The sequence below is a fragment of the Streptomyces sp. NPDC031474 genome, from assembly GCF_055581185.1.
This window is the reverse complement of the sequence record NZ_JBVIJX010000010.1, coordinates 383,307-401,551: the sequence shown is the minus strand read 5'-3', so window position 1 is coordinate 401,551 and position 18,245 is coordinate 383,307. Positions and strand designations below refer to the sequence as shown.

The following is an 18,245-nucleotide window of genomic DNA, read 5'->3' as shown; positions in this document are numbered from 1 at the left end:
CGGGGAGACACGAAGACCTGATCGGGCCCGGTCGGTGTGCTCAGAACGAGACGGCGCGGGCGCCCTGCCAGTCGCCGGCCCGGGCCGAGGACCGTGGCTGCGCAACGGGTGAGCCCAGTTGGACAAGCCGGCTCAGGGCCGCCTGGCGGCGGGCCAGCGGCTCGCGCTCCGCGCACTCGGCGGCGTAGACGGCGATGAGGCTGTGGAAGCGGTACTGGTGGCCCGGTTCCTCCTTCAGCAGGTGGTTGGCGGTAAGCAGCGACAGCAGTCGGCGGGCGGTGTCACGGTCCGTCTCGGTGAGCGTCGCGGCGATCTGCACTGTGAACGGGCCGTTGTACAGGCCCAGATGACGGAACATCCGCGCCGCGTCCGCGGGTAACGCCTGGTACGACGCCTCGAAGACGCTGCGCATACTGGCCGCCGCGTCGTCCTTCACGGCGAGTCGGTCGAGCCGGCCGTGTTCGGCGGCGTACTGCTCGACGAGCGCGGTCAGTGGCACGCCGGGGTTGGCAGCCAGCCCGTCGGCGACGATGCGCAGCGCGAGCGGCAGTCCCCCGCACAGCGCCACCAGGCGTGCGGTGGCCGCTTCCTGTCCTTCGAGCCGTCCTGCGCTGAGACCGGCGAGCAGACGCGCCGACTCCTCGTCGGCCAGCGGGGCGATGGTGAACAGGTGAGCACCGTCCCGGGCCGCGAGGCCGCCGAAGCGCTGCCGGCTGGTCGCCAGAACGCAGGACGAGCCCCGGGGGATGAGCGGCCGCAGCTGGTCGGCGCTGAGCGCGTCGTCGAGCACGACCAGCATCCGCTGGCCGTGCAACAGGCTCCGGTAGAGAGTGGCGCGGGCGGCCAGTCCCGGAGGGATCCGCGAGGCGTCGACTCCCAGGCTGCCCAGGAGCTGGCCCAGCGCGTCCGCCGCGCTCACCGGCCGGCCCTGCAGTCCGGTGCCGTGCAGGTCGACGTACAACTGGCCGTCGGGGAAACGGTCGATGAGGCGATGCGTCAGCTCCAGCACGAACGCCGACTTGCCCACGCCGGCCGGGCCGTCGACCACCGCCACCGGAGTCGTCGCGCCGTGCCGTGAGCTTTCGTCGTCCAACACCGCCGCCAGCTGCGCCAGTTCCCTGGTACGGCCGACGAATCCGCGTGCCAGGGGCGGGAGTTGTACCGGCTTGGGGGTGCCGCGGAAGGCGGGTTCGCGACCGGCGGGCAGCACGGGTTGGGCGTCGGGGCCGGGGGAACGCAGTTCCGGATGCCCGGACAGGATCTGCTGGTGGAGGTTGCGCAGGTCGGCGCCGGGCTCGATGCCCAACTCGCTGCTCAGCAGCTGCCGGGTCTCCTCGTACACCCGCAGGGCGTGGGCCTGTCGTCCGCTGCGGTACAGCGCCAGGATCAGCAGCCAGCGCAGCTTCTCCCGCAGTGGCTCCTCGGACACCGCGCCCGTCAGGTCGGTGACCATCTCGGCGTGCCGTCCGGCCGCCAGCATGTCGGCGGCCCACTCCTCCACGGCCGTCAGCCGCAGGTCCCGCAGCCGGGTGCGCTCCATGGAGGCGAAGGGCCCGGGGACTGCGGAGTACGCCTCGCCGTGCCAGAGCGACAGGGCCTGTTCGTACAGGCGCAGGGTCGCGTCGGCGTTGCCCTCGCCCCGTGACCTACGCGCGTCACTATGACTGCGAACGAAGAGAGTGGCGTCCACGTCCGAGGGGTCCAACCGCAGGCAGTAGCCGCCGGATTCGGAGGTGAGCACCGCCCCGGCCGCTCTCCTGCCGCGCCCGGGCTCCAGCGCCCGGCGCAGGCCGCCCACATAGGTGTGGACGCCGTTGGCGGCCGTCTGCGGCACGTCGCCGCCCCACAGGGCGTCCACGATGTTCTCGACGCCCACGACGTCGTTGGCGCGGCTCGCGAGCAGGCCCAGGACGGCCCGCTGCTTGGGCGGGCCCAGCGCCACCTCCACCCCGTGCCGCCAGGCACGCACCGGCCCCAAGAGCTGTATGCGCAGCTGTGCTGCCGTGGTGGCCATGGATCATTCGCCTCCTGAAGTGGTGTTCCGTCCGTGGTCCGTGCCGGCTCCCGCGCCGTCAGCGCGGGGGGACGGACAGGGCGGCCATTCCGCCGGATATGGACCGGCCACCGGGTTCGTCGTATGCCGCATGCGCGATAAAAATGTCGGAGGTAATGATTCCGGTTGCGGTAGCGAGAGGCTTTCGTCGCGTCTCCGCGACGGCCGTGCGGTAACGGCTTTCCATGTCTCTCCTTTGAGTACAGGCCAGTCGCGCCGAGGACCTTCACCCGTGGGACGTATTCAGAACAAGGCGTCCCTTATGAGCGGACCTTATTTCATGATCCGCGAACACAGGAAAGAGGACGCGCCGTTGTGTCGCGAGGATGCGACACGGCACAGGTAAGGAACAAGTAAATGAGCAGGCAAATCAAGAAGAGGACGCGTCGAAAGATTCAGGCCAGAGTGTCCTGAAACCGCCACCACCTGCGGTAACCCACACTGTGGCCCCCGGCACCGTGAACCTGCGCGGCCGGAATCGAAGCCTCACGAATGCGCATGAATGCGACACTTACTATGCGACGGAGGCGGCCGGCTCATTCGTCGGAGTCGACGTCGGATCAGCCGGGGAGTTTGGCCGGATCAACACCGTTCGCGGGGACAGCGGCGGCCGGGCGCGCTCTCACATGCCGCCGATTTGACCGGATGTTCACGCATCGCCGTCAGCACATCGAAGGTGCCGAGTAAACCATCCGTCAGAGATTGGCCGACCACGTTTCCCCCGCATATTTTACTCTTAGGTGTACGCGTAAGGTCACAGTAGCGGGGGCCTGGTTGATTGTCACCCCCGATCCGTTTCGGCGCTCCTGTGCCTCCGGCCTGTGCCGCACGATGCCGTGGCTCGTGAAAGGCCTCTCTCGGGGCCACCACCCGTCGAGAGCCCGACGCACCCCTCGACCGGTCGTCAGCAGAGCCGTTACGGCATCGGCAGTACATCGGAGGGCTCTGCGAGACTACGGTCTCGCCGCGCAGCCCGGCAGACACCGCTTTCCGGCACTGGTGCGCCCTCGGTCGGGCCACGTGCCTCGGTCGGCCAAGAACAGAGAAGGCTGGATCCATGCAGTCCCGGGACCACCAATGCAGCAGACCTGAACGGGCCCGTCTGTCACGGGAGTCGATCCTCGTCGCCGCGCAGCAGATCGTCCGCGAGGAGGGGGCCCAGCACCTCACCATGCGCCGCCTGGCCAAGGAGATGTCCAGCACGGCCATGGCCCTCTACCACCATGTGCGGGACAAGGACGAGCTGCTGATGCTCCTGCTCGACGCGCACGCCGAGAGCTTCCCGCGGCCCGAACTGCCCGAGGATCCGCGGCTGCGTCTCCTCCAGAGCGCCCAGGTGCTTCATGACATCCTCGCGGACTGCCCCTGGATCATCGAAGTGCTCGCCTCGGACACCTTCGTGAGCATCTCCGCGCTGTGGATCGTGGAAAGCGTGATCGATGCCGCGGTCGGCTGCGGGCTGACCCAGGAAGAGGCCGTGTACGCCTACCACGTCATCTGGTGTTACACGATCGGTGAGTTGATCGTGCGCTACAACCGCGAGCGCGCGCAGAGCGAGGCCAAGAACCCGCCCCGGCGCGAGCGGGCCATGGCCGCGCCGGAGGCGGGGGCGTTCCCGCAGCTCGCCCGACTGGGCGGCCGATGGGCGGAGTTGGCCACGGTGGACCAGCACCGCCGGGGGCTCGAAGCCGTCGTCGACGGACTCCTCGCCCGCAGCGCCGACTGACCTCGGTACACCTGCTGCAGGGTGCGGCCGGCCCTCGGGCGCCTCGCGCGCGGCGGCGGGGTCCAGGCGGGCGCCGCCGACCCGCCGGAGTTGCAGGGAGCCCAGGTCGTGTTCGGTCCACTCGGCTGCGCCCGCGCGGATCGGCACCCGCCGCGGGACCAGCCACGACACGAGCCGCGGAACCACAGGGGGGCACCACGCCCGCGTTCTCCCTGCCGTACGCCACCGTGGGTTTCGATGCCCTGTTCGGTCTGCGGGTCGGCGAAGGCGGTCGCCTCGTCGAGTACCAGGACCGGAGGGTCGGCGAGCAGGGCGCGGGCGATCGGGATCCGCTGTGCCTCACCGCCCGACAGGCCGGCGTCCTCACCGATCACCGACTCGTATCCGCGCGGCAGTTCAAGGATCCGGTCGTGCATGTTCGGCGGCTTCGCGGCGCGCACCACATTGTCGAGGCCGGCCTGCGGCCGCGAGTGCGATGTTGTCCGCGACCCACGCACGCAGCAGGCGGACGTCCTGGAAGACGAAGGACTCCACCCGACAGAGCTGCTGACAGCCCAACTCCCGCAGATCCACACCGCCCAGGACCACCGAGCCGCCGGTCGGGTCGAAGAACCGTGGTAGCAGCTGGACCAGCGTGGACTTCCCGCAGTTCCACCCGGTGGCCCTGCGGTGCGGCCGGGTGAGCTCGCCCCGGCGGACCTGCTGCCCTTCGTGCTGCTCGGCCTCGGCCTGACGGCTCCGGTGGCGGCCCTCGACCACGGCTTCGACGAGATACAGACCGAAACGCGTTCCGATACGACCGTAGCCCGGGTTGCCGAGCGCACCGGCCGGCGGGGCGGATCCGGCCGGAACGGGAGGGCGCAGGTCCGGGAATCGCCTCAAGAAGCCGGCCGCGGCATGGACCGTCCGAAGCTTTTGAGGACCGTGCAGTATCAACGTCAAGTCGTGCGAAATTCACATACGAATGCCCGGGACGGACGCTGACGGCGTGGGCTATATTCCGATGAAATGTTCACGGAAGTGGTGGGTGAATTCGGTACGGAAGCGGTGCAAGGACGCGCTGCCGAGCGTCGTCCGGTCGGCGCTGGAGAAGACCGGCCGCGCGGGGTCACACCGCTGAATCCTCCGCAGGTGTAACCCCAGGAGAGTCTCGTGCCCTTGGACCGTTTCATCCGTGCCCTGATCAAATGGCAGGCCGCCGATCGGCCCGCACCGGCGCGCACGCTCACCGTGGAGGCGGTACGTCGCCGCTATGCCGACGGCGCCGCCCGCTCGCGGGGCGGCACCGCGCCGCAGCCGGTCGCCGCAGTGACGGATCAGCTGATCGACGGCCACGGCGGCAGGTTCGGCGTCCGGACGTATCTGCCGGTCATCGACCGGGGCCGGCTCGTGACGTATCTGCACGGCGGGGGCTGGATGACCGGCGATGTCGACACCCACGATGCGGTGTGCCGTCGCATCGCCGCCGCTCTCGGAGCGGTCGTCGTCTCCGTCGACTATCGCCGCGCGCCCGAACACCCGTATCCCGGCCCGCTCCAGGACGGGATCGCCGCATCCGAATGGGCGGCCGCCGCCCATCCCGGGCGCGACCACGTCATCGGCGGCGACAGCGCGGGGGGAGCGCTGGCGCTGGCCATCGCGATGCACCACCGCGACCACGACGGAATCAGGTTCGCCGCGCAGTTGATGGTCTATCCGCCGGCCGATCCGGACATGAAGTCGGATTCCATGCGCGCCTACGGAACGGGCTACCTGGCGGAAGCCGATGATCTGCGCTGGTACTACGAGCAGTACGTGCCGGATCCAAGGCACCTCGCCGACCCGGCGATCGATCTGCTCAACGCCGACCATCGCGGGCTGGCGCCGACGGTGATCGGCACCGCCGAATTCGACGCGCTGTATGACGAGGGCGTCGAACTGGCGGCCCGTTTGACCGCCGCCGGCGTTTCGGTGCGTCACGTTCCGGCGCCGGGCCTGGTGCACGGATATCTCCTCATGGCCGATGTCGTGCCGGCGGCCGCGGAGGCGACGTCCGAGGTGCTCGCGGCAGTGGAGCGGACGCTGACCTCGGCGCCGATGGCGCACGAGGACCTGTCCGGCTCCGCTCACTGAGGCACGGCATACGTCATGGCCGACGGCAAGGCCCACGACACGGCCCACGGCGCGACTCCGTGCCCACGGAGGGTCGGCCGCGGGGGTGCCGTCGTTCGATTCGTTCCCGCGCCGATCCGCGTCAGCCCTCGCCCACCAGATCGAGGTCTTCGCGGGTCGCCTTCGGCGCGAGCACCGGGACGGGCCAGCGACGGTTGAGGGGCGGCGAGACATCCCGCCACCACGGATGCGTGGGAACGTCGCCCGCGGGCTCGAACGGCAGGCCCGGGACGGGCAGGGCGACCGTCTGACCGACGGCCTTCGCGGCGGCCAGCGTCCACTCACCGGGCTCCGCCCACGGGTGGAGCGACAGGTTGAACGAACCCCAGTGGATCGGGAGCAGGACCCCGCCCGCCTCGCCTCCCTGCAGGTCGAGGTGGGTCTGGACACCCTGAGCGGGATTCATGTGAATGTCCGGCCAGCTGCCCGGCAGCGGCTCGGTGTCCGGGTTGTCGTCGGGCCAGAAGTCCGAGTACGCGCCGATCTGGATCATCGTCGCGTCGAACGGGCCGTGGTCCGCGCCGATGTCCTTGAAGCCCTCGAAGTAGCCGGTGTCGCCGCTGTGGTAGATCCGGTGCTCCTCGCCGGCGACGACCCAGGAGGCCCACAGGGTGTGCTGGGTGTTGCGCAGGCCGCGGCCGCAGAAGTGACGGGCGGGGGTGGCGGTCAGGGTGAGGCCGCCGACCTTCGTCGCGTCGTGCCAGTCCAGCTCGCGCAGCCGGTCGGCGGAGACGCCCCAGCGTTCGAGGTGGGCGCCCACCCCGAGCGGCACGGCGAACAGGGTGTCCGTGTCGGCCAGCGCCTTGATCGTGGGCATGTCCAGGTGGTCGTAGTGGTCGTGCGAGATGACGACGACGTCCACCGAGCCCAGTGCGGCCAGCGGGAGCGGCACCGGGTGCAGCCGCTTGGGTCCCGCGAAGGGGAACGGGGAGCAGCGCATGCCCCAGACCGGGTCGAACAGGACGCGCTGCCCGTCGATCTCCGCGAGCACCCCGGCATGCCCCACCCACGTCAGGCGCAGGCCCGTGGCGGGCGGCGCGGCGAGGTCGGCGAGCGTGGTGGCGTGCACCGGGATCCTCCCCGTGGGCGCACGGCGGGAACGCTTCTCCTTGTCCAGGAAGTTCTTGGCGAAGTCGATCATCCCGCCGCCCGAGGGGCGGATCCGCGCCGGGCCGCCGGGGTTCTGGAACACCCCGTCCTTGAAGTGGGGCGATCTGCGGATGCGCGCCATGCGCTCACCGCTTGGGTCCGCGCCGAAGGCCTCGGGCTGCGGAGCACGGAGCCCGAAGCTCATGGAACGGAAACCGGACACGGTACCTCCAGGTGGAGTCGCTGAGGCGTTCCATTATGGGCGCCCCCTCAGACAACACGGATTCGCCCTGGTCACCCTCGGCCCGCGAGCCCGCTTTGACACGGCGCGGACCGCCTTTCAATACTGACCCACTGTTCAGTACCAACCGTGTCCCGAACACCGCTTCCGCCGGTCGAGGAGCCCGTATGACCACCCCCTTCCTGTCGCTCACCTGGACCGACCACGTCACCGGCCGCCAGGGCTTCCTGGTCGTCGACCGGCTCGTGCGCGGCGTGTGCAGCGGCGGGCTGCGGATGCGGCCGGGCTGCACCCTCCAGGAGGTGGCCGGGCTCGCCCACGGCATGAGCCTCAAAGAGGCCCTGCACTACGACCCCGAGGCCCGCTACGTCCCGCTGGGCGGCGCCAAGGGAGGCATCGACTGCGATCCCCGGGATCCCGAGGCGTACGGGCTGCTGGTGCGGTACCTGCGCGCGGTGCGGCCGTACGTGGAGAGTTGCTGGACCACCGGCGAGGATCTGGGCCTGACCCAGGACCTGGTGGACCGGGCCGCGGCCGAAGCGGGTCTGGTCTCGTCCGTGCAGGCGGTCTACCCGCTCCTCGACGACGAGGCGGCCGCCCGCGCGCGGCTCGCGGCCTCCTTCGCCGTCGAGGTGGACGGCATCGGCCTGGACGAACTGGTCGGCGGCCTGGGGGTCGCCGAGTCCGTGCTGACCGCCCTGGACCGAGCCGGGGAGGCGTACGCCGGAACGCGGGTCGCCCTGCAAGGTCTGGGCACGATGGGCGGGGCCACGGCGCGCTTCCTCACGCGCGCGGGGCTGACGGTCGTGGCCGTCGCCGACGTCAAGGGCACGATGGCCAACCCGGCCGGTCTGGACGTGGAGGCGCTGCTGGCCGCGCGGGACGCGCATGGCGCCGTGGACCGTGCCGTACTGCGCCCCGGGGACCGTGAGCTGCCGGGCGACGCCTGGCTGTCGGTGGACGCGGAGGTGCTCGTGCCGGCCGCCGTGTCGTACGCGATCGGGGTCGAGGAGCAGAAGCTCATCGGCGCGCGGTGGATCGCCGAGGCGGCCAACATGCCCGTCCTCCCCGAGGCGGAGAAACTGCTGCACGCGCGCGGGGTGAGCGTGCTGCCCGACGTCGTCGTCAACTCCGGGACGAACGCCTGGTGGTGGTGGACGCTGTTCGGCGACATCGGCGCGAACGCCGAGGAGGCCTTCGCGTACACGCGCCGTTCGATGCGCGCCCTGGTGGAGCTGGTGCTGGCCCGCGCGGAGGCCGACGGGACGACGCCCCGGGCCGCCGCGCACACGATCGCCGCCCAGCGCCTGCCGGTGATCGCGGAACGGTTCGGCCACCACCGGCCGGCGCCGAGCGCGCCCGCACCGGCGAGGTGCGCGCCGACGGATTAGGGTGACGGCGTGGCGAGGGTCCGGTTGAGTGTGGCCGAGCGGCGGGAGGAACTGCTGCGGGCCGCCATCGAGCAGATCGAGGCGCGGGGCGTGGCGGCGGTCAGGATCGCCGACGTCGCCGCGGCCCTCGGGGTGAGCAACGCGCTGGTGCTCTACCACTTCTCGACGAAGGAGAAGCTGGTCGCCGAAGCGTTCGCCTACGCGGCCGAGGACGATCTGGCGCGGCTGCGCAAGCTGGTGGGCCGCCGCACCACGGCGCTGCGCCGGCTGCGGTCGGCCGTGCGCTGGTACGCGCCCACGGGGCAGGCCAAGGGCTGGCGGCTGTGGATCGAGGGCTGGGCGGTGTCGCTGCGCGAGCCCGCGCTGCGGGAGGTCGCCCGGGGCCTGGACAAGGAGTGGAAGGCCGCGCTCGCCGAGGTGATCGCGGAGGGCGTGGCCGCGGGCGAGTTCCGCTGCCCGGACCCGGCGGGCACGGCGCTGCGACTGACGGCCCTGCTGGACGGGCTGGCCGTACAGCTGACGTCCTACGCGGGCGCGGTGTCCCGGACCCGCGCACAGGAATGGGTCGACGAGGCCCTGACCCGGGAACTCGGCCTGCCCCCAGAAACGTTGAGCACCCAGAACCACTGAGAAACCGCCCCCAGTACCGGCCCTTCGGCTCCCCCACAGAACGCCCCCGACCTGGCGGCCGTGCCGCGGCGACCGGCCACCCAGTCCCTGACGCAACCACATCAGCCCACCACGACGCGCGCTCCCACCCGGCACGACAGACCTCCGGCACAGTCCGCGAGCGGCACGGCTCAACGCCGGCCGACGGCCTGACCCACCGCGCCGACCCGCTCGGCCCGGCTCGTTCACCGCAGTCATTGTCACCCGGATGTCACCGGGCGCGCCGGGCAGGGCGCCGATGCCGACGGCACGAGGCATGGCGAGCGGGACCGGCCCGGCTCAGTCCAGTTCGTACACCGCCGTCACCGTCGCCGTCGCACGGATCTCGCCGGGGGCTACCGGCACGGCGCTGATGCCGGGGGTGTCGGCGGCCGAAGGGACGGGGTGCGGGGAGGTGGAGGCGTCCTCGCTGAATGAGACGAGGCGGCCGAGCCGGCGGCCGCTGAGGCGGGCGTACTGCTCGGCCTTGGCGTGGGCGTCGTCGTGCGCGGCCTCGCGGGCGCGGGCCCGCAGCGGGGCGGGGTCGGAGAGGTCGAAGGTCACGGAGCTGATGCGGGCCGCGTCACCGGCGGCGTCGGTGATGGCCTGGAGGACCGCGCCGGTCCTCGCCACCTGGCGCACCTTCACCGAGAAGGACTGCGCGGCCTGGTAGCCCTTCAGGCGCGCGGTGCTGCCCGTGTAGTCGTAGACGGGGTTGAGGGAGACGCTCTGCGTGCGGATGTCCCGGTCGGCGACGCCCTGGGCGCGGACGGCGGCCAGCAGCGCGGCGGCCGCCCTGTTCTGTGTGTCCAGCGCCGCCCGCGAGGTCTTGGCGGAGGCCTCGACGCCGGCGCCGACGACCGCGAGGTCGGGCGCCGCGCTCGCGCTGCCCTCCCCGCTCACCGTGACGGTGGCGGGGCTGGCCGGTACGAGCCGGACTACCGGTGGGCGCTGGACGGCCGGTGCGAGCTGGACGGACGCGGCGGCCGTGGGCGCGGCTAGTGCCGGGATGCCCAGGGCGAGCAGGGAGACGAGAGCCGCGGCGAGGGGCGTACGGGGAAGGGGCATGCGGGACCGGTCCTTCGAGGTGTCGGGCGGGGGGGGGGGGGGGGGGGGGGGGGGGCGGGGGCCCCCCCCCCCCCCCCCCTCCCCCCCCCCCCCCCCCCCCCCCCCCCCCCCCGCCCGCGCACCACTCCCGTGCGCTCACCTCACTGGTGGAGCCGGCCCCCGGCGGGCACCCGCTCAGGCCCCATCAGGCCCCATCAGGCCCCCTCGGGCCCACTCAGGCCCACTCAGGCCCACTCAGGCCACGGCCGCGATCCGCATCCTGATGTCGTCCGGCGACAGCGTGCCCTTGGCGGTCACGTGGTCGCCGGAGGACTCCCCGCGCAGCCGGCGCCCGATCCATGGCACCAGATACTCGCGCGCCCAGTGGACGTCGTCGCGCCGCACGTCGAGGGTGCCGCGCGGCGGGAGCGGCGGCCAGGCCTGCTCCGGGTCGGCCGGTACCTGGAGGCCGAGAGCCTGCCCCGCGCGCAGCGCCACGCGCGTGTGCCCCTCCGGGGAGAGGTGGAGCCGGTCGCCGTCCCAGGCCCTGCGGTCCTGCACGGACTTCAGGGACCACAGGTCGAGCACCGGGCAGCCGTACCGGTCGGCGATGGCACGGACATGCCCGTTGTAGGTGGCGATCTTGCCGCGCAGGTGCTTGAGCACAGGAACGCCACGGGTGTCGAAGCCGGTGGTCACCATGACCGTGCCGGCTGCGGCGGTCAGGGACGCGATCGCGCGCTCGAAGCACTCTGCGACCTCGTCCGGGTCGGTGCCGGGACGAAGGATGTCGTTGCCGCCCGCACAGAAGGAGACCAGGTCCGGGGCGAGCCGCACCGCCCTGGGGAGTTGGTCCTCCACGATCTGGTCGAGCAGCTTTCCGCGGACCGCGAGGTTGGTGTAGTTGAAATCGCCTTCGGGCCGCCGGTCCGCGAGAAGCACCGCGAACCGGTCCGCCCAGCCGACGAACGCCCCGTCGGGGCCGGGGTCGCCGACGCCCTCGGTGAAGCTGTCCCCCACCGCCACGTACGACCCGATCACTGATCTGTTGTCATTCTTCGAATCGTCTGCCACAGCAGTTCATGATTCACCTTCGAATGTGACTTACGCGACCGTAGGAAGGGGTTGACGGACGGTGAGATAAGCCACTGCTAAAGAGTTGGCCAATCAGGGAATAAGGGACCACACCCGGAAGTCGTTGATGCGGAAGTGGCTCCAGGTGGTCCGGAACGCGAAGTGCCCCGCGGTGTACGGCTCCGGGTCGGTGTAGTCGAAGACGAGCCGCCCGTTGTTCCACCAGCGCACGGCCGAGCCGTCGGAGACGATGCGCACATGGTTCGGCTCGTTCGCAACGAGCAGCGGCTCGGTGTAGTCGTAGATCAGCGGGCGCACCCCGGCCTCGCCGACGTAACGGCGCAGCCGGGTGGTGGTGTTGGTGTTGGCGCCGTAACCGGCGTAGTACGTCTTGAGGTAGTCGTACTCGGCCAGGGCGCCGCCGCGCGGGGTGGCAAAGAGGTCGTGCGGGGAACGGACGTCAACGGCGTTCCAGAAGTTGTTGAGGTCGGACACGCGGTCGTTGACCCCACCCGCGGAGACGGGCGTGGCGACGTATTCGAGGACGTACGCTCCTTCGAGCGGCCGCCTGAACCAGATCGTGGCCCCGGCGGGCACATCGACCTCCAGGGCGCCGTGGGAGGCGGTGACGGTCCCGCCCTTCTCCAGTTCCACCGCCCACTTGCGCAGACCGTGGCGGAAGTCGTCGTGGGCGATCAGCCGGCGGTGACGGGGTGTGGCGCTCGCGGCGCCCGCGGGGGCGAGGGCGGCCAGGGCGGCGCCGGCGGCGAGGGCTCCGAATGCTCTGCGCGTGGTCGACACGGGAAGCGGCTCCTTCAGTGGGCGGGGTGGGTGAGGGACGGCCTCGGCACCCGGCGGGTCTCGGGGCCGGGGTGGTGGTCGGTGTACGTGGACTGCGGGTGGCCGCACCCGGTCCAGCCCGGGCGGTGCGCGGGGTACTGGGCGAGCGTGCAGTGGCGGGCGACGGTGACGGCGGCGGCTCTTCGAGCGCGGGTGGCGTTCACCGGCGACCTTGCGCGAGGTTTTTGATGAGGGCGACGAGGCGGTCGGCCGCCTTGCGGTGACCTTGGGCGCTCGGGTGGACGGCACCGTGGAAGTCGCCGTCCGCCGCCGAGAGCCAGCCGGTCGTGTCGACGAACTCCGTGCGGGCATCGGCGAGTTCGGCGGCCACCGCGGCGATGTCGGCGGCGTGCGACCCGTCGAAGGGACGCAGGGCGAGGATGCGGGCGTGCGGGGCGGCCGACCGCAGGCGCTCCAGGTAGGCGCGGTAGGCGGCACGGAACTCGGTGGAGCCGTAGGCGGCGTCGTTGGTGCCCTGGTTGACGACGATCACGTCGGCGTCGCGGTCCGGGCGCGCCGGGGAGCCCGCGAAGTTCCAGCCGTACGCGTCACCGGCGGTCGGCACTCCCCCGTTGCCGGTCTGGAGCACACCCTGCCGACCGAACCCGACCTGGGTGAGCGAGGCGTGCAGGGCATCGGCGACGAGGGTCGGGTACGCGGCCGTCCCGTCGGCGCAGTCGGAGGTGTTGACCTCGCAGAGCGCCATCACACCCTGAGTGATGGAGTCGCCGTAGAACGCCAACTCACCGGCTCTGACGAAATGTTGGCCGAGGAGGCGGCCCTTGAGCCCGGTCAGGACGACCCCGGTCTCCAGCGGGGGCGTCCACCGGCCGGCCCGCGAGTAGACGTCCTTCACGGACAGCTCGACCGTGTGCGGGCCCCGCCCGGTCGCCGTGATCGCGAGATCGGCGCGGTCGACGGCGTACAGCTTCTTCGGGCCTCCGTCGACCGACACGTACACCTGTGCGGGCACGGTGACCGACGAGACGTCGAACAGGGCGTGGACAGCGCCGCCCGCGAACCGGAACCGCAGCCGGGAACCGGAGTTGACGGTGATCGCGGCCTCGCCGGTACGGCCCCAGTGCCCCTCGTAGACGAGTCGCCGGTCATCGGGACGGACGCGGTCCGTGCCGCCGGACGCGGCCGAGGCGGACGGTGCGACGCCGGCCAGGAGCGCCACGGCCGCCGCAGTGCTCAGGAACCGGTTGAGGACGATGCGTCGGTCGGCGCCGGACACGGGACCTCCGAAGAACGATAGAAAGCGCTTGCTCCCTGACGGAGATCACTGTGGCCCCACCCTGGCCCGTCTGTCGAGGGGGACGAAAAGGGCTGCCACACGACCGCAACGAAACGATCATGAACACGCAAGGCACGGTCGGCGGGCCCGGCACGCGCACACACCGAAGGCCGGACCCGGGGATCGGGGTCCGGCCTTCGGCTGCGTGTCAGGCGTGTCAGGCGGGTGGCGCGCCAGGCGTGGTCAGGCGTGCGGTCGTCGGCGGGGTCAGCCGACGGCGACACCGTGCGAGCGGAGGTAGGCGACCGGGTCCACGTCCGAGCCATAGTCCGGCGTGGTACGGATCTCGAAGTGCAGGTGCGGGCCGGTCACGTTGCCGGTCGCACCGGACAGGCCGATCTGCTGGCCCTCGGTCACGGTCTGGCCGGCCGAGACGGAGAGCTGCGAGAGGTGACCGTACTGGGCGTAGTAGCCGTCGGCGAGCTTGATGACGACCTGGTTGCCGTACGCGCCGCCCCAGCCCGCGGAGACGACGGTGCCGGCGCCCACGGCCTTGAGGGAGGTGCCGGTCGGGACGACGAAGTCGACGCCGGTGTGGTAGCCGCTGGACCACATGCTGCCGGCCACGTGGTAACCGGTTCCGATGGTCGCGCCGGCCACGGGCAGGGTGTAACCGCTGGAAGTGCTGGTGGTCTTCTCGACGGCCTGGGTGGCCGCCTTCGTCGAGGCGGCCGAAGAGGACGAAGCCGACGACGACTTGGTGCTGCCGGTCGTGGCCTTCTTGCCGATCGACAGCTTCAGGCCGGGGTGGATCAGCGACGGGTCGCCGCCGATGGCCGCACGGTTGTCCTGGTACAGCTTCTGCCAGCCGCCGCCGACGTTCTGCTCGTCGGCGATCTTCGAGAGGTAGTCGCCGGACCGCACGATGTAGGTCCGGGCGCCCGTGGCGGCGGCCTTCTTCTGCGCCACCGGAACGGACTGCACGGCCTTTTCCGAAACAGACTGCGAGGCGGAGGACTGGGAAGCCGACTGCACGGGGGCGGCGTGGGCGCCGGTGGCGCCTATGAGCGGAAGGGCGAGCGCGGCGCCGCCGGTTCCGGCGACGGCGAGGGAACGGGTGAAGCGCTGGGACTTGGGACGGCGGTGTTTACCCTTCGCGGGCATGACGAATTCCTCTCCGGCGCCTGCGAGGTGAGCTGTCGGGTGCGGACTGGAGATGTCCGGCCGCGCCGAGGCGCGGCTTTACCCCAAGCCTGTTCCGGGACCGGAACAGGCGGTTCTACCTGTGGGTCCCCCGCTCCTGCCGGGTACGGGTGAGTGTGCGGACACCGGGCGGCGGCAGGATTAGGCGTCCGTCCGGATTGGTGTGGAACGTAAGCGACCAGGACACACAGGGACAAGCAGAGGTTGCACGGACAACGCATTTCTCTTGATCCGCTGTGGGAATTCCCGGTCACGCTCCGTCAATCAATAGGCCCGCTTTTCGTCAAACCCCCTAGAAAGGCATGCAAATTACGTGAGCATGACGCGCGACATACGGTCACGAATATGACGCTGCTCACGTGGGACTTCCCCAGGTTTCCTTATTCCACAGCGAGTTGGAATTAAGGCTCCAATTCGGACAGAACACTCAGATGTGACGCAGTCGGATAACCGTCGCATCAAGGTCGCCCCGCAGTCCGGTCCGCAGCCCGTGGTGCAGCAGCACGGCCCCTCGGTGCACTTCACCCGTTTCACGGCATTCGTACGACGCCGTCGGGTCGAGCCCGCGCAGCCGCAGCGCCGGAACGGGCTCGCCGAACCGCTGCGCCTGAAGCCAGGCGAGGACGACCGCCTCGTCGCCGCGCACGTACTGGACGGCACTCAGGCCGCCGGCCGGGGGCCGCAGCCGGTAGAGGTCCCCGTGCTGCACGAGAGGCCGGATCTCCTTGTAGAGGCTCACCCACTCCCGCGCCTCGGCCAGCTCCTCCTCGCCCCATTCGGAGAGGTCCCCGCCGACCCCGAGCACCCCGGCCATGGCGCTGACGAACCGGAAGCGCAGCGAGCTGACCCGGCCGTTGAGCTGGGCGTTCGGGCTGTCCGTGACCCAGGCGGCCATGACCCTGGCGGGGTGGATCTGACTGAAACCGTGCTGGATGTCGAGCCGGTCGAGGGGGTCGGTGTTGTCGGAGGTCCACACCTGGTCGGTGCGGCTCATGATCCCGAGGTCGATGCGTCCGCCGCCGCCCGAGCAGGACTCGAAGGCGACGCCCGGGTGGGCGGCCCGCAGCCGGTCCAGCAGGGCGTAGAGGGCCCGCACATGGTCCACCCAGAGGCGCTGCGGGTAGGGATCGTCCGGCCAGCCGGCGTCGGTGAAGCAGCGGTTGAAGTCCCACTTCACATAGTCGACGGGGGCACTGGACAGGAGGGCGTCGAGCTGCCCCCAGAGGTACTCCTGGACGTCCTCGCGCGCGAGGTTCAGTACGAGCTGATTACGGAACTCCGTCCGCTTTCGCCCCGTTTGGAACTGCACCCAGTCGGGGTGCGCCCGGTACAGCTCGCTGTCGGGGTTGACCATCTCGGGCTCGACCCAGATGCCGAACTGCATACCGAGGGCGTGCACATAGTCGGCGAGCGGCTTGAGCCCGTTCGGGAAGCGGTCGGGGTTGGGCCGCCAGTCGCCGAGCCCGGCGTGGTCGCCGGTGCGCGCCCCGAACCAGCCGTCGTCGACGACGAACAGCTCGACGCCGATCGCCGCGGCGCGCCGGGCGAGGGTCGCCTGCTGTTCCTCGGAGATGTCGAAGTAGGTGGCCTCCCATGAGTTGAACAGCACGGGCCGGTCCCCTTCGGCGTCCGGGATCACGTGCGCCCGCTGGTAGGCGTGCCAGGTGCGGCTCGCGCCGCCGAACCCGGCGTCGCTCCACAGACCGGCGAAGACGGGCGTGGTGAAGGACTCCCCCGTCGCAAGGCGCAGCAGGCCCGAGTCGTCGTAGCCGGCGCCGCCGGTGATCTGCACGCGCGCGTCGGGGAGTTGGGCGACGGCGATCCGCCAGGAGCCGGACCAGCCGAGGGCACAGCCGTAGACCTCGCCGCGTTCCTCGGTCGCGTCGGTGTCCAGGGCGACCCAGGGCAGATGCTGGTGCCCCGTGTGGCCGCGGCGGCTGCCAATGACCTTCTCACCGTAGGTGAGGGGGGAGACGGTGAGCCGGGACTCCGCGGCCCAGCGGCCGTGCAGCTGCGACAGCCGCCAGCCCTCGCGCTCGGGCAGGGTCCAGGCGGCGGAGTCGGCGCGCAGCAGTTCCAGCGGCCGTTCGCCCTCGTTGCGCAGGGTCGTCCAGCGTTCGACGACGTCCCCTCGCATCCGGTAGTGCAGGGTGACGGCGAGCCCGCCGTCCCGGAAGTGCAGCCGCAGGCCGTCGTCGTCGGCCTCGTACGCCTCGAAGGTCCACTCGGTGCCGCGCCGCTCGTCGGTGCGCACGGACAGGGCGGGCCGGACGAAGCGGGGGCCGCCCTCGACCGGGTACTCCTCGCGGCCGTCGAGCGGGGCCTCGAAGGACGCCCCGCGCTCCGACGGCGGCAGCGCGGCGAGTGCCTCGGCGTCCGCGAGCGCGATGCCCGGGCCCCAGTGCAGGTGGATCAGCTCGTCGGCCTCGGTGAGGTGGAGGGCGTAGCTGCTCGTGGGCCCCGAAAGGAGCCAGGTACGGCCGTTGTCGGCGATCTCGGGCATCAAACCCCCACTAATTCGAACAGGTGCGATCAAGCACCAACATCATCGAATGCGGTCGGCCCACCCGGCAACTTCGCCCGGGCAATCCTGTGGACAACTCCTCACCTGGGCGGACGTCCGGTTCGCCGGCCTGTGGACAACCCGTTGCCCCGGGAACCCATGTCGTATGGTCGGGAAGGTGTCCCGTCGGCCACCGGAGCCGCGCCGACGGTGACCGACAGGGAGGGAGCCCCAGTGACGCAGCAGATCCCGTCGACCGAGCCCGAGCTGGCCGGCGTGCGCAACTTCCGGGACGTGGGCGGCCTGCCGACCGTCGACGGCCGACGGGTGCGCCACGGCGTGCTGTTCCGCAGCGGCCACCTCGCTCACGCCACCGACGAGGACGCCGCGTTCCTGTCCGGCCTGGGCCTGCACACGATCTTCGACTTCCGCAACGCGGCGGACCAGAAGCTGGAGGGCCCGGACGTCGACCTGCCGGGCGTGCTCAATGTGAACCTGCCGCTGTCGGACCCGGCGGACGGCTCCGAGTTCTGGAAGATGGTGCGCGACGGCCAGATCGACCAGCTGCGCGAGATACTCGGCGACGGCAAGGCCGCGGGCCGGATGATCGCTTCCTACCGCACGATCGTCAAGGAGCGGACGGCGGAGCACTCACGGGTGCTGCACTCGCTCGCCGAGGACAGCGTCCCGGCCCTGATGCACTGCGCGGCGGGCAAGGACCGCGCGGGTCTGTCCATCGCGGTGACGCTGCTCGCCCTGGGCGTGGAGCGCGAGGCGATCCTCGCCGACTACCTGGAGTCCAACGCCAAGCACCGCCGCTACAAGGTGCGCCGCAGCGCCACCTCCGCCGAGGCCTACTCCCCCGAGGTCATGGAGCTGCTCAGCCCCCTGTTCGACGCCCGCGCGGAGTACCTCACGGCGGCGTTCGAGACCATCGAGGAGACCTGGGGCAGCGTCGACGCCTATCTGGAGCAGGGCCTCGGCCTCTCCCCCGAGACCCGCGAGCGGCTGCGCGAGCGGCTCCTCGACTGACAGCCGCTCC

At 71.2% G+C, this 18,245-nt stretch carries 14 protein-coding genes, 1 pseudogene and 1 riboswitch; of the genes and pseudogenes, 5 read left to right on the top strand and 10 right to left on the bottom strand.

The window, feature by feature from the left end:
- Nucleotides 1-40: 40 nt before the first annotated feature.
- On the bottom strand, nt 41-2,014 hold the full coding sequence (locus ACZ5SK_RS23265; RefSeq protein ID WP_457494038.1) for an AfsR/SARP family transcriptional regulator: 1,974 nt from the start codon (nt 2,012-2,014) through the stop codon (nt 41-43).
- A gap of 1,096 nt (nt 2,015-3,110) precedes the next feature.
- Here ACZ5SK_RS23265 and ACZ5SK_RS23260 point away from each other — a divergent pair.
- Nucleotides 3,111-3,779, top strand: a complete 669-nt coding sequence (locus ACZ5SK_RS23260) for a TetR/AcrR family transcriptional regulator (RefSeq protein WP_334575185.1) — start codon at nt 3,111-3,113, stop codon at nt 3,777-3,779.
- A gap of 236 nt (nt 3,780-4,015) precedes the next feature.
- Here the strand turns inward: ACZ5SK_RS23260 and ACZ5SK_RS23255 are convergent.
- Nucleotides 4,016-4,424, bottom strand: a pseudogene (locus ACZ5SK_RS23255) (ATP-binding cassette domain-containing protein); the annotation flags it as partial.
- A 507-nt stretch (nt 4,425-4,931) separates the two neighbouring features.
- Between ACZ5SK_RS23255 and ACZ5SK_RS23250 the strand changes: the two are divergent.
- The gene (locus ACZ5SK_RS23250; protein ID WP_334575186.1) at nt 4,932-5,891 is read left to right on the top strand and encodes an alpha/beta hydrolase; all 960 of its coding nucleotides are present in this window, start codon (nt 4,932-4,934) and stop codon (nt 5,889-5,891) included.
- A 121-nt stretch (nt 5,892-6,012) separates the two neighbouring features.
- Here ACZ5SK_RS23250 and ACZ5SK_RS23245 read toward each other — a convergent pair whose 3' ends face one another.
- The gene (locus ACZ5SK_RS23245; RefSeq protein ID WP_334575187.1) at nt 6,013-7,242 is read right to left on the bottom strand and encodes an MBL fold metallo-hydrolase; all 1,230 of its coding nucleotides are present in this window, start codon (nt 7,240-7,242) and stop codon (nt 6,013-6,015) included.
- 185 nt (nt 7,243-7,427) lie between these two features.
- On the opposite strand from ACZ5SK_RS23245, the gene ACZ5SK_RS23240 reads away from it, so the two are divergent.
- Together ACZ5SK_RS23240 and ACZ5SK_RS23235 are read left to right on the top strand one after the other, a co-directional pair.
- The gene (locus ACZ5SK_RS23240) at nt 7,428-8,651 is read left to right on the top strand and encodes a Glu/Leu/Phe/Val dehydrogenase dimerization domain-containing protein (RefSeq protein WP_361702037.1); all 1,224 of its coding nucleotides are present in this window, start codon (nt 7,428-7,430) and stop codon (nt 8,649-8,651) included.
- Nucleotides 8,652-8,660: 9 nt separating this feature from the next.
- Nucleotides 8,661-9,281, top strand: coding sequence for a TetR/AcrR family transcriptional regulator (locus tag ACZ5SK_RS23235; RefSeq protein WP_361702035.1), 621 nt, complete (start codon nt 8,661-8,663; stop codon nt 9,279-9,281).
- 318 nt (nt 9,282-9,599) lie between these two features.
- Here the strand turns inward: ACZ5SK_RS23235 and ACZ5SK_RS23230 are convergent, their stop codons facing one another.
- The 7 genes from ACZ5SK_RS23230 to ACZ5SK_RS23200 all read right to left on the bottom strand — a co-directional run bounded on the left by ACZ5SK_RS23230 (nt 9,600) and on the right by ACZ5SK_RS23200 (nt 17,203).
- Nucleotides 9,600-10,367, bottom strand: a complete 768-nt coding sequence (locus ACZ5SK_RS23230) for an SIMPL domain-containing protein (protein WP_468576553.1) — start codon at nt 10,365-10,367, stop codon at nt 9,600-9,602.
- 234 nt (nt 10,368-10,601) lie between these two features.
- The gene (locus ACZ5SK_RS23225; RefSeq protein ID WP_457494036.1) at nt 10,602-11,387 is read right to left on the bottom strand and encodes an SGNH/GDSL hydrolase family protein; all 786 of its coding nucleotides are present in this window, start codon (nt 11,385-11,387) and stop codon (nt 10,602-10,604) included.
- Between the two features lie 126 nt (nt 11,388-11,513).
- The gene (locus tag ACZ5SK_RS23220; protein WP_334575194.1) at nt 11,514-12,221 is read right to left on the bottom strand and encodes a DUF6250 domain-containing protein; all 708 of its coding nucleotides are present in this window, start codon (nt 12,219-12,221) and stop codon (nt 11,514-11,516) included.
- Between the two features lie 14 nt (nt 12,222-12,235).
- Entirely contained in the window at nt 12,236-12,424 is a 189-nt protein-coding gene (locus ACZ5SK_RS23215) for a hypothetical protein (RefSeq protein WP_334575195.1), read from the bottom strand.
- Nucleotides 12,421-13,497: a GDSL-type esterase/lipase family protein gene (locus ACZ5SK_RS23210; RefSeq protein WP_334575197.1), complete on the bottom strand. Its 1,077-nt coding sequence runs from the start codon at nt 13,495-13,497 to the stop codon at nt 12,421-12,423. The genes ACZ5SK_RS23215 and ACZ5SK_RS23210 overlap by 4 nt, the downstream gene beginning before the upstream one ends.
- 267 nt (nt 13,498-13,764) lie before the next feature.
- Complete coding sequence (locus tag ACZ5SK_RS23205) at nt 13,765-14,661, bottom strand: M23 family metallopeptidase (RefSeq protein WP_457494035.1); 897 nt, start codon at nt 14,659-14,661, stop codon at nt 13,765-13,767.
- Between the two features lie 4 nt (nt 14,662-14,665).
- A riboswitch (cyclic di-AMP (ydaO/yuaA leader) is annotated at nt 14,666-14,823 on the bottom strand.
- A gap of 304 nt (nt 14,824-15,127) precedes the next feature.
- Nucleotides 15,128-17,203, bottom strand: a complete 2,076-nt coding sequence (locus ACZ5SK_RS23200; protein ID WP_457494034.1) for an alpha-galactosidase — start codon at nt 17,201-17,203, stop codon at nt 15,128-15,130.
- Between the two features lie 234 nt (nt 17,204-17,437).
- Between ACZ5SK_RS23200 and ACZ5SK_RS23195 the strand changes: the two genes are divergently transcribed.
- On the top strand, nt 17,438-18,235 hold the full coding sequence (locus tag ACZ5SK_RS23195; protein WP_334575201.1) for a tyrosine-protein phosphatase: 798 nt from the start codon (nt 17,438-17,440) through the stop codon (nt 18,233-18,235).
- Nucleotides 18,236-18,245: the final 10 nt, after the last annotated feature.

Excerpts from the sequence above, each read along its gene's own strand:
- ACZ5SK_RS23265 (WP_457494038.1), bottom strand. The coding sequence starts at position 2,014 with ATGGCCACCACGGCAGCACAGCTGCGCATACAGCTCTTGGGGCCGGTG.
- ACZ5SK_RS23260 (WP_334575185.1), top strand. The coding sequence starts at position 3,111 with ATGCAGTCCCGGGACCACCAATGCAGCAGACCTGAACGGGCCCGTCTG.
- ACZ5SK_RS23240 (WP_361702037.1), top strand. The coding sequence starts at position 7,428 with ATGACCACCCCCTTCCTGTCGCTCACCTGGACCGACCACGTCACCGGC.
- ACZ5SK_RS23230 (WP_468576553.1), bottom strand. The coding sequence starts at position 10,367 with ATGCCCCTTCCCCGTACGCCCCTCGCCGCGGCTCTCGTCTCCCTGCTC.
- ACZ5SK_RS23205 (WP_457494035.1), bottom strand. The coding sequence starts at position 14,661 with ATGCCCGCGAAGGGTAAACACCGCCGTCCCAAGTCCCAGCGCTTCACC.
- ACZ5SK_RS23200 (WP_457494034.1), bottom strand. The coding sequence starts at position 17,203 with ATGCCCGAGATCGCCGACAACGGCCGTACCTGGCTCCTTTCGGGGCCC.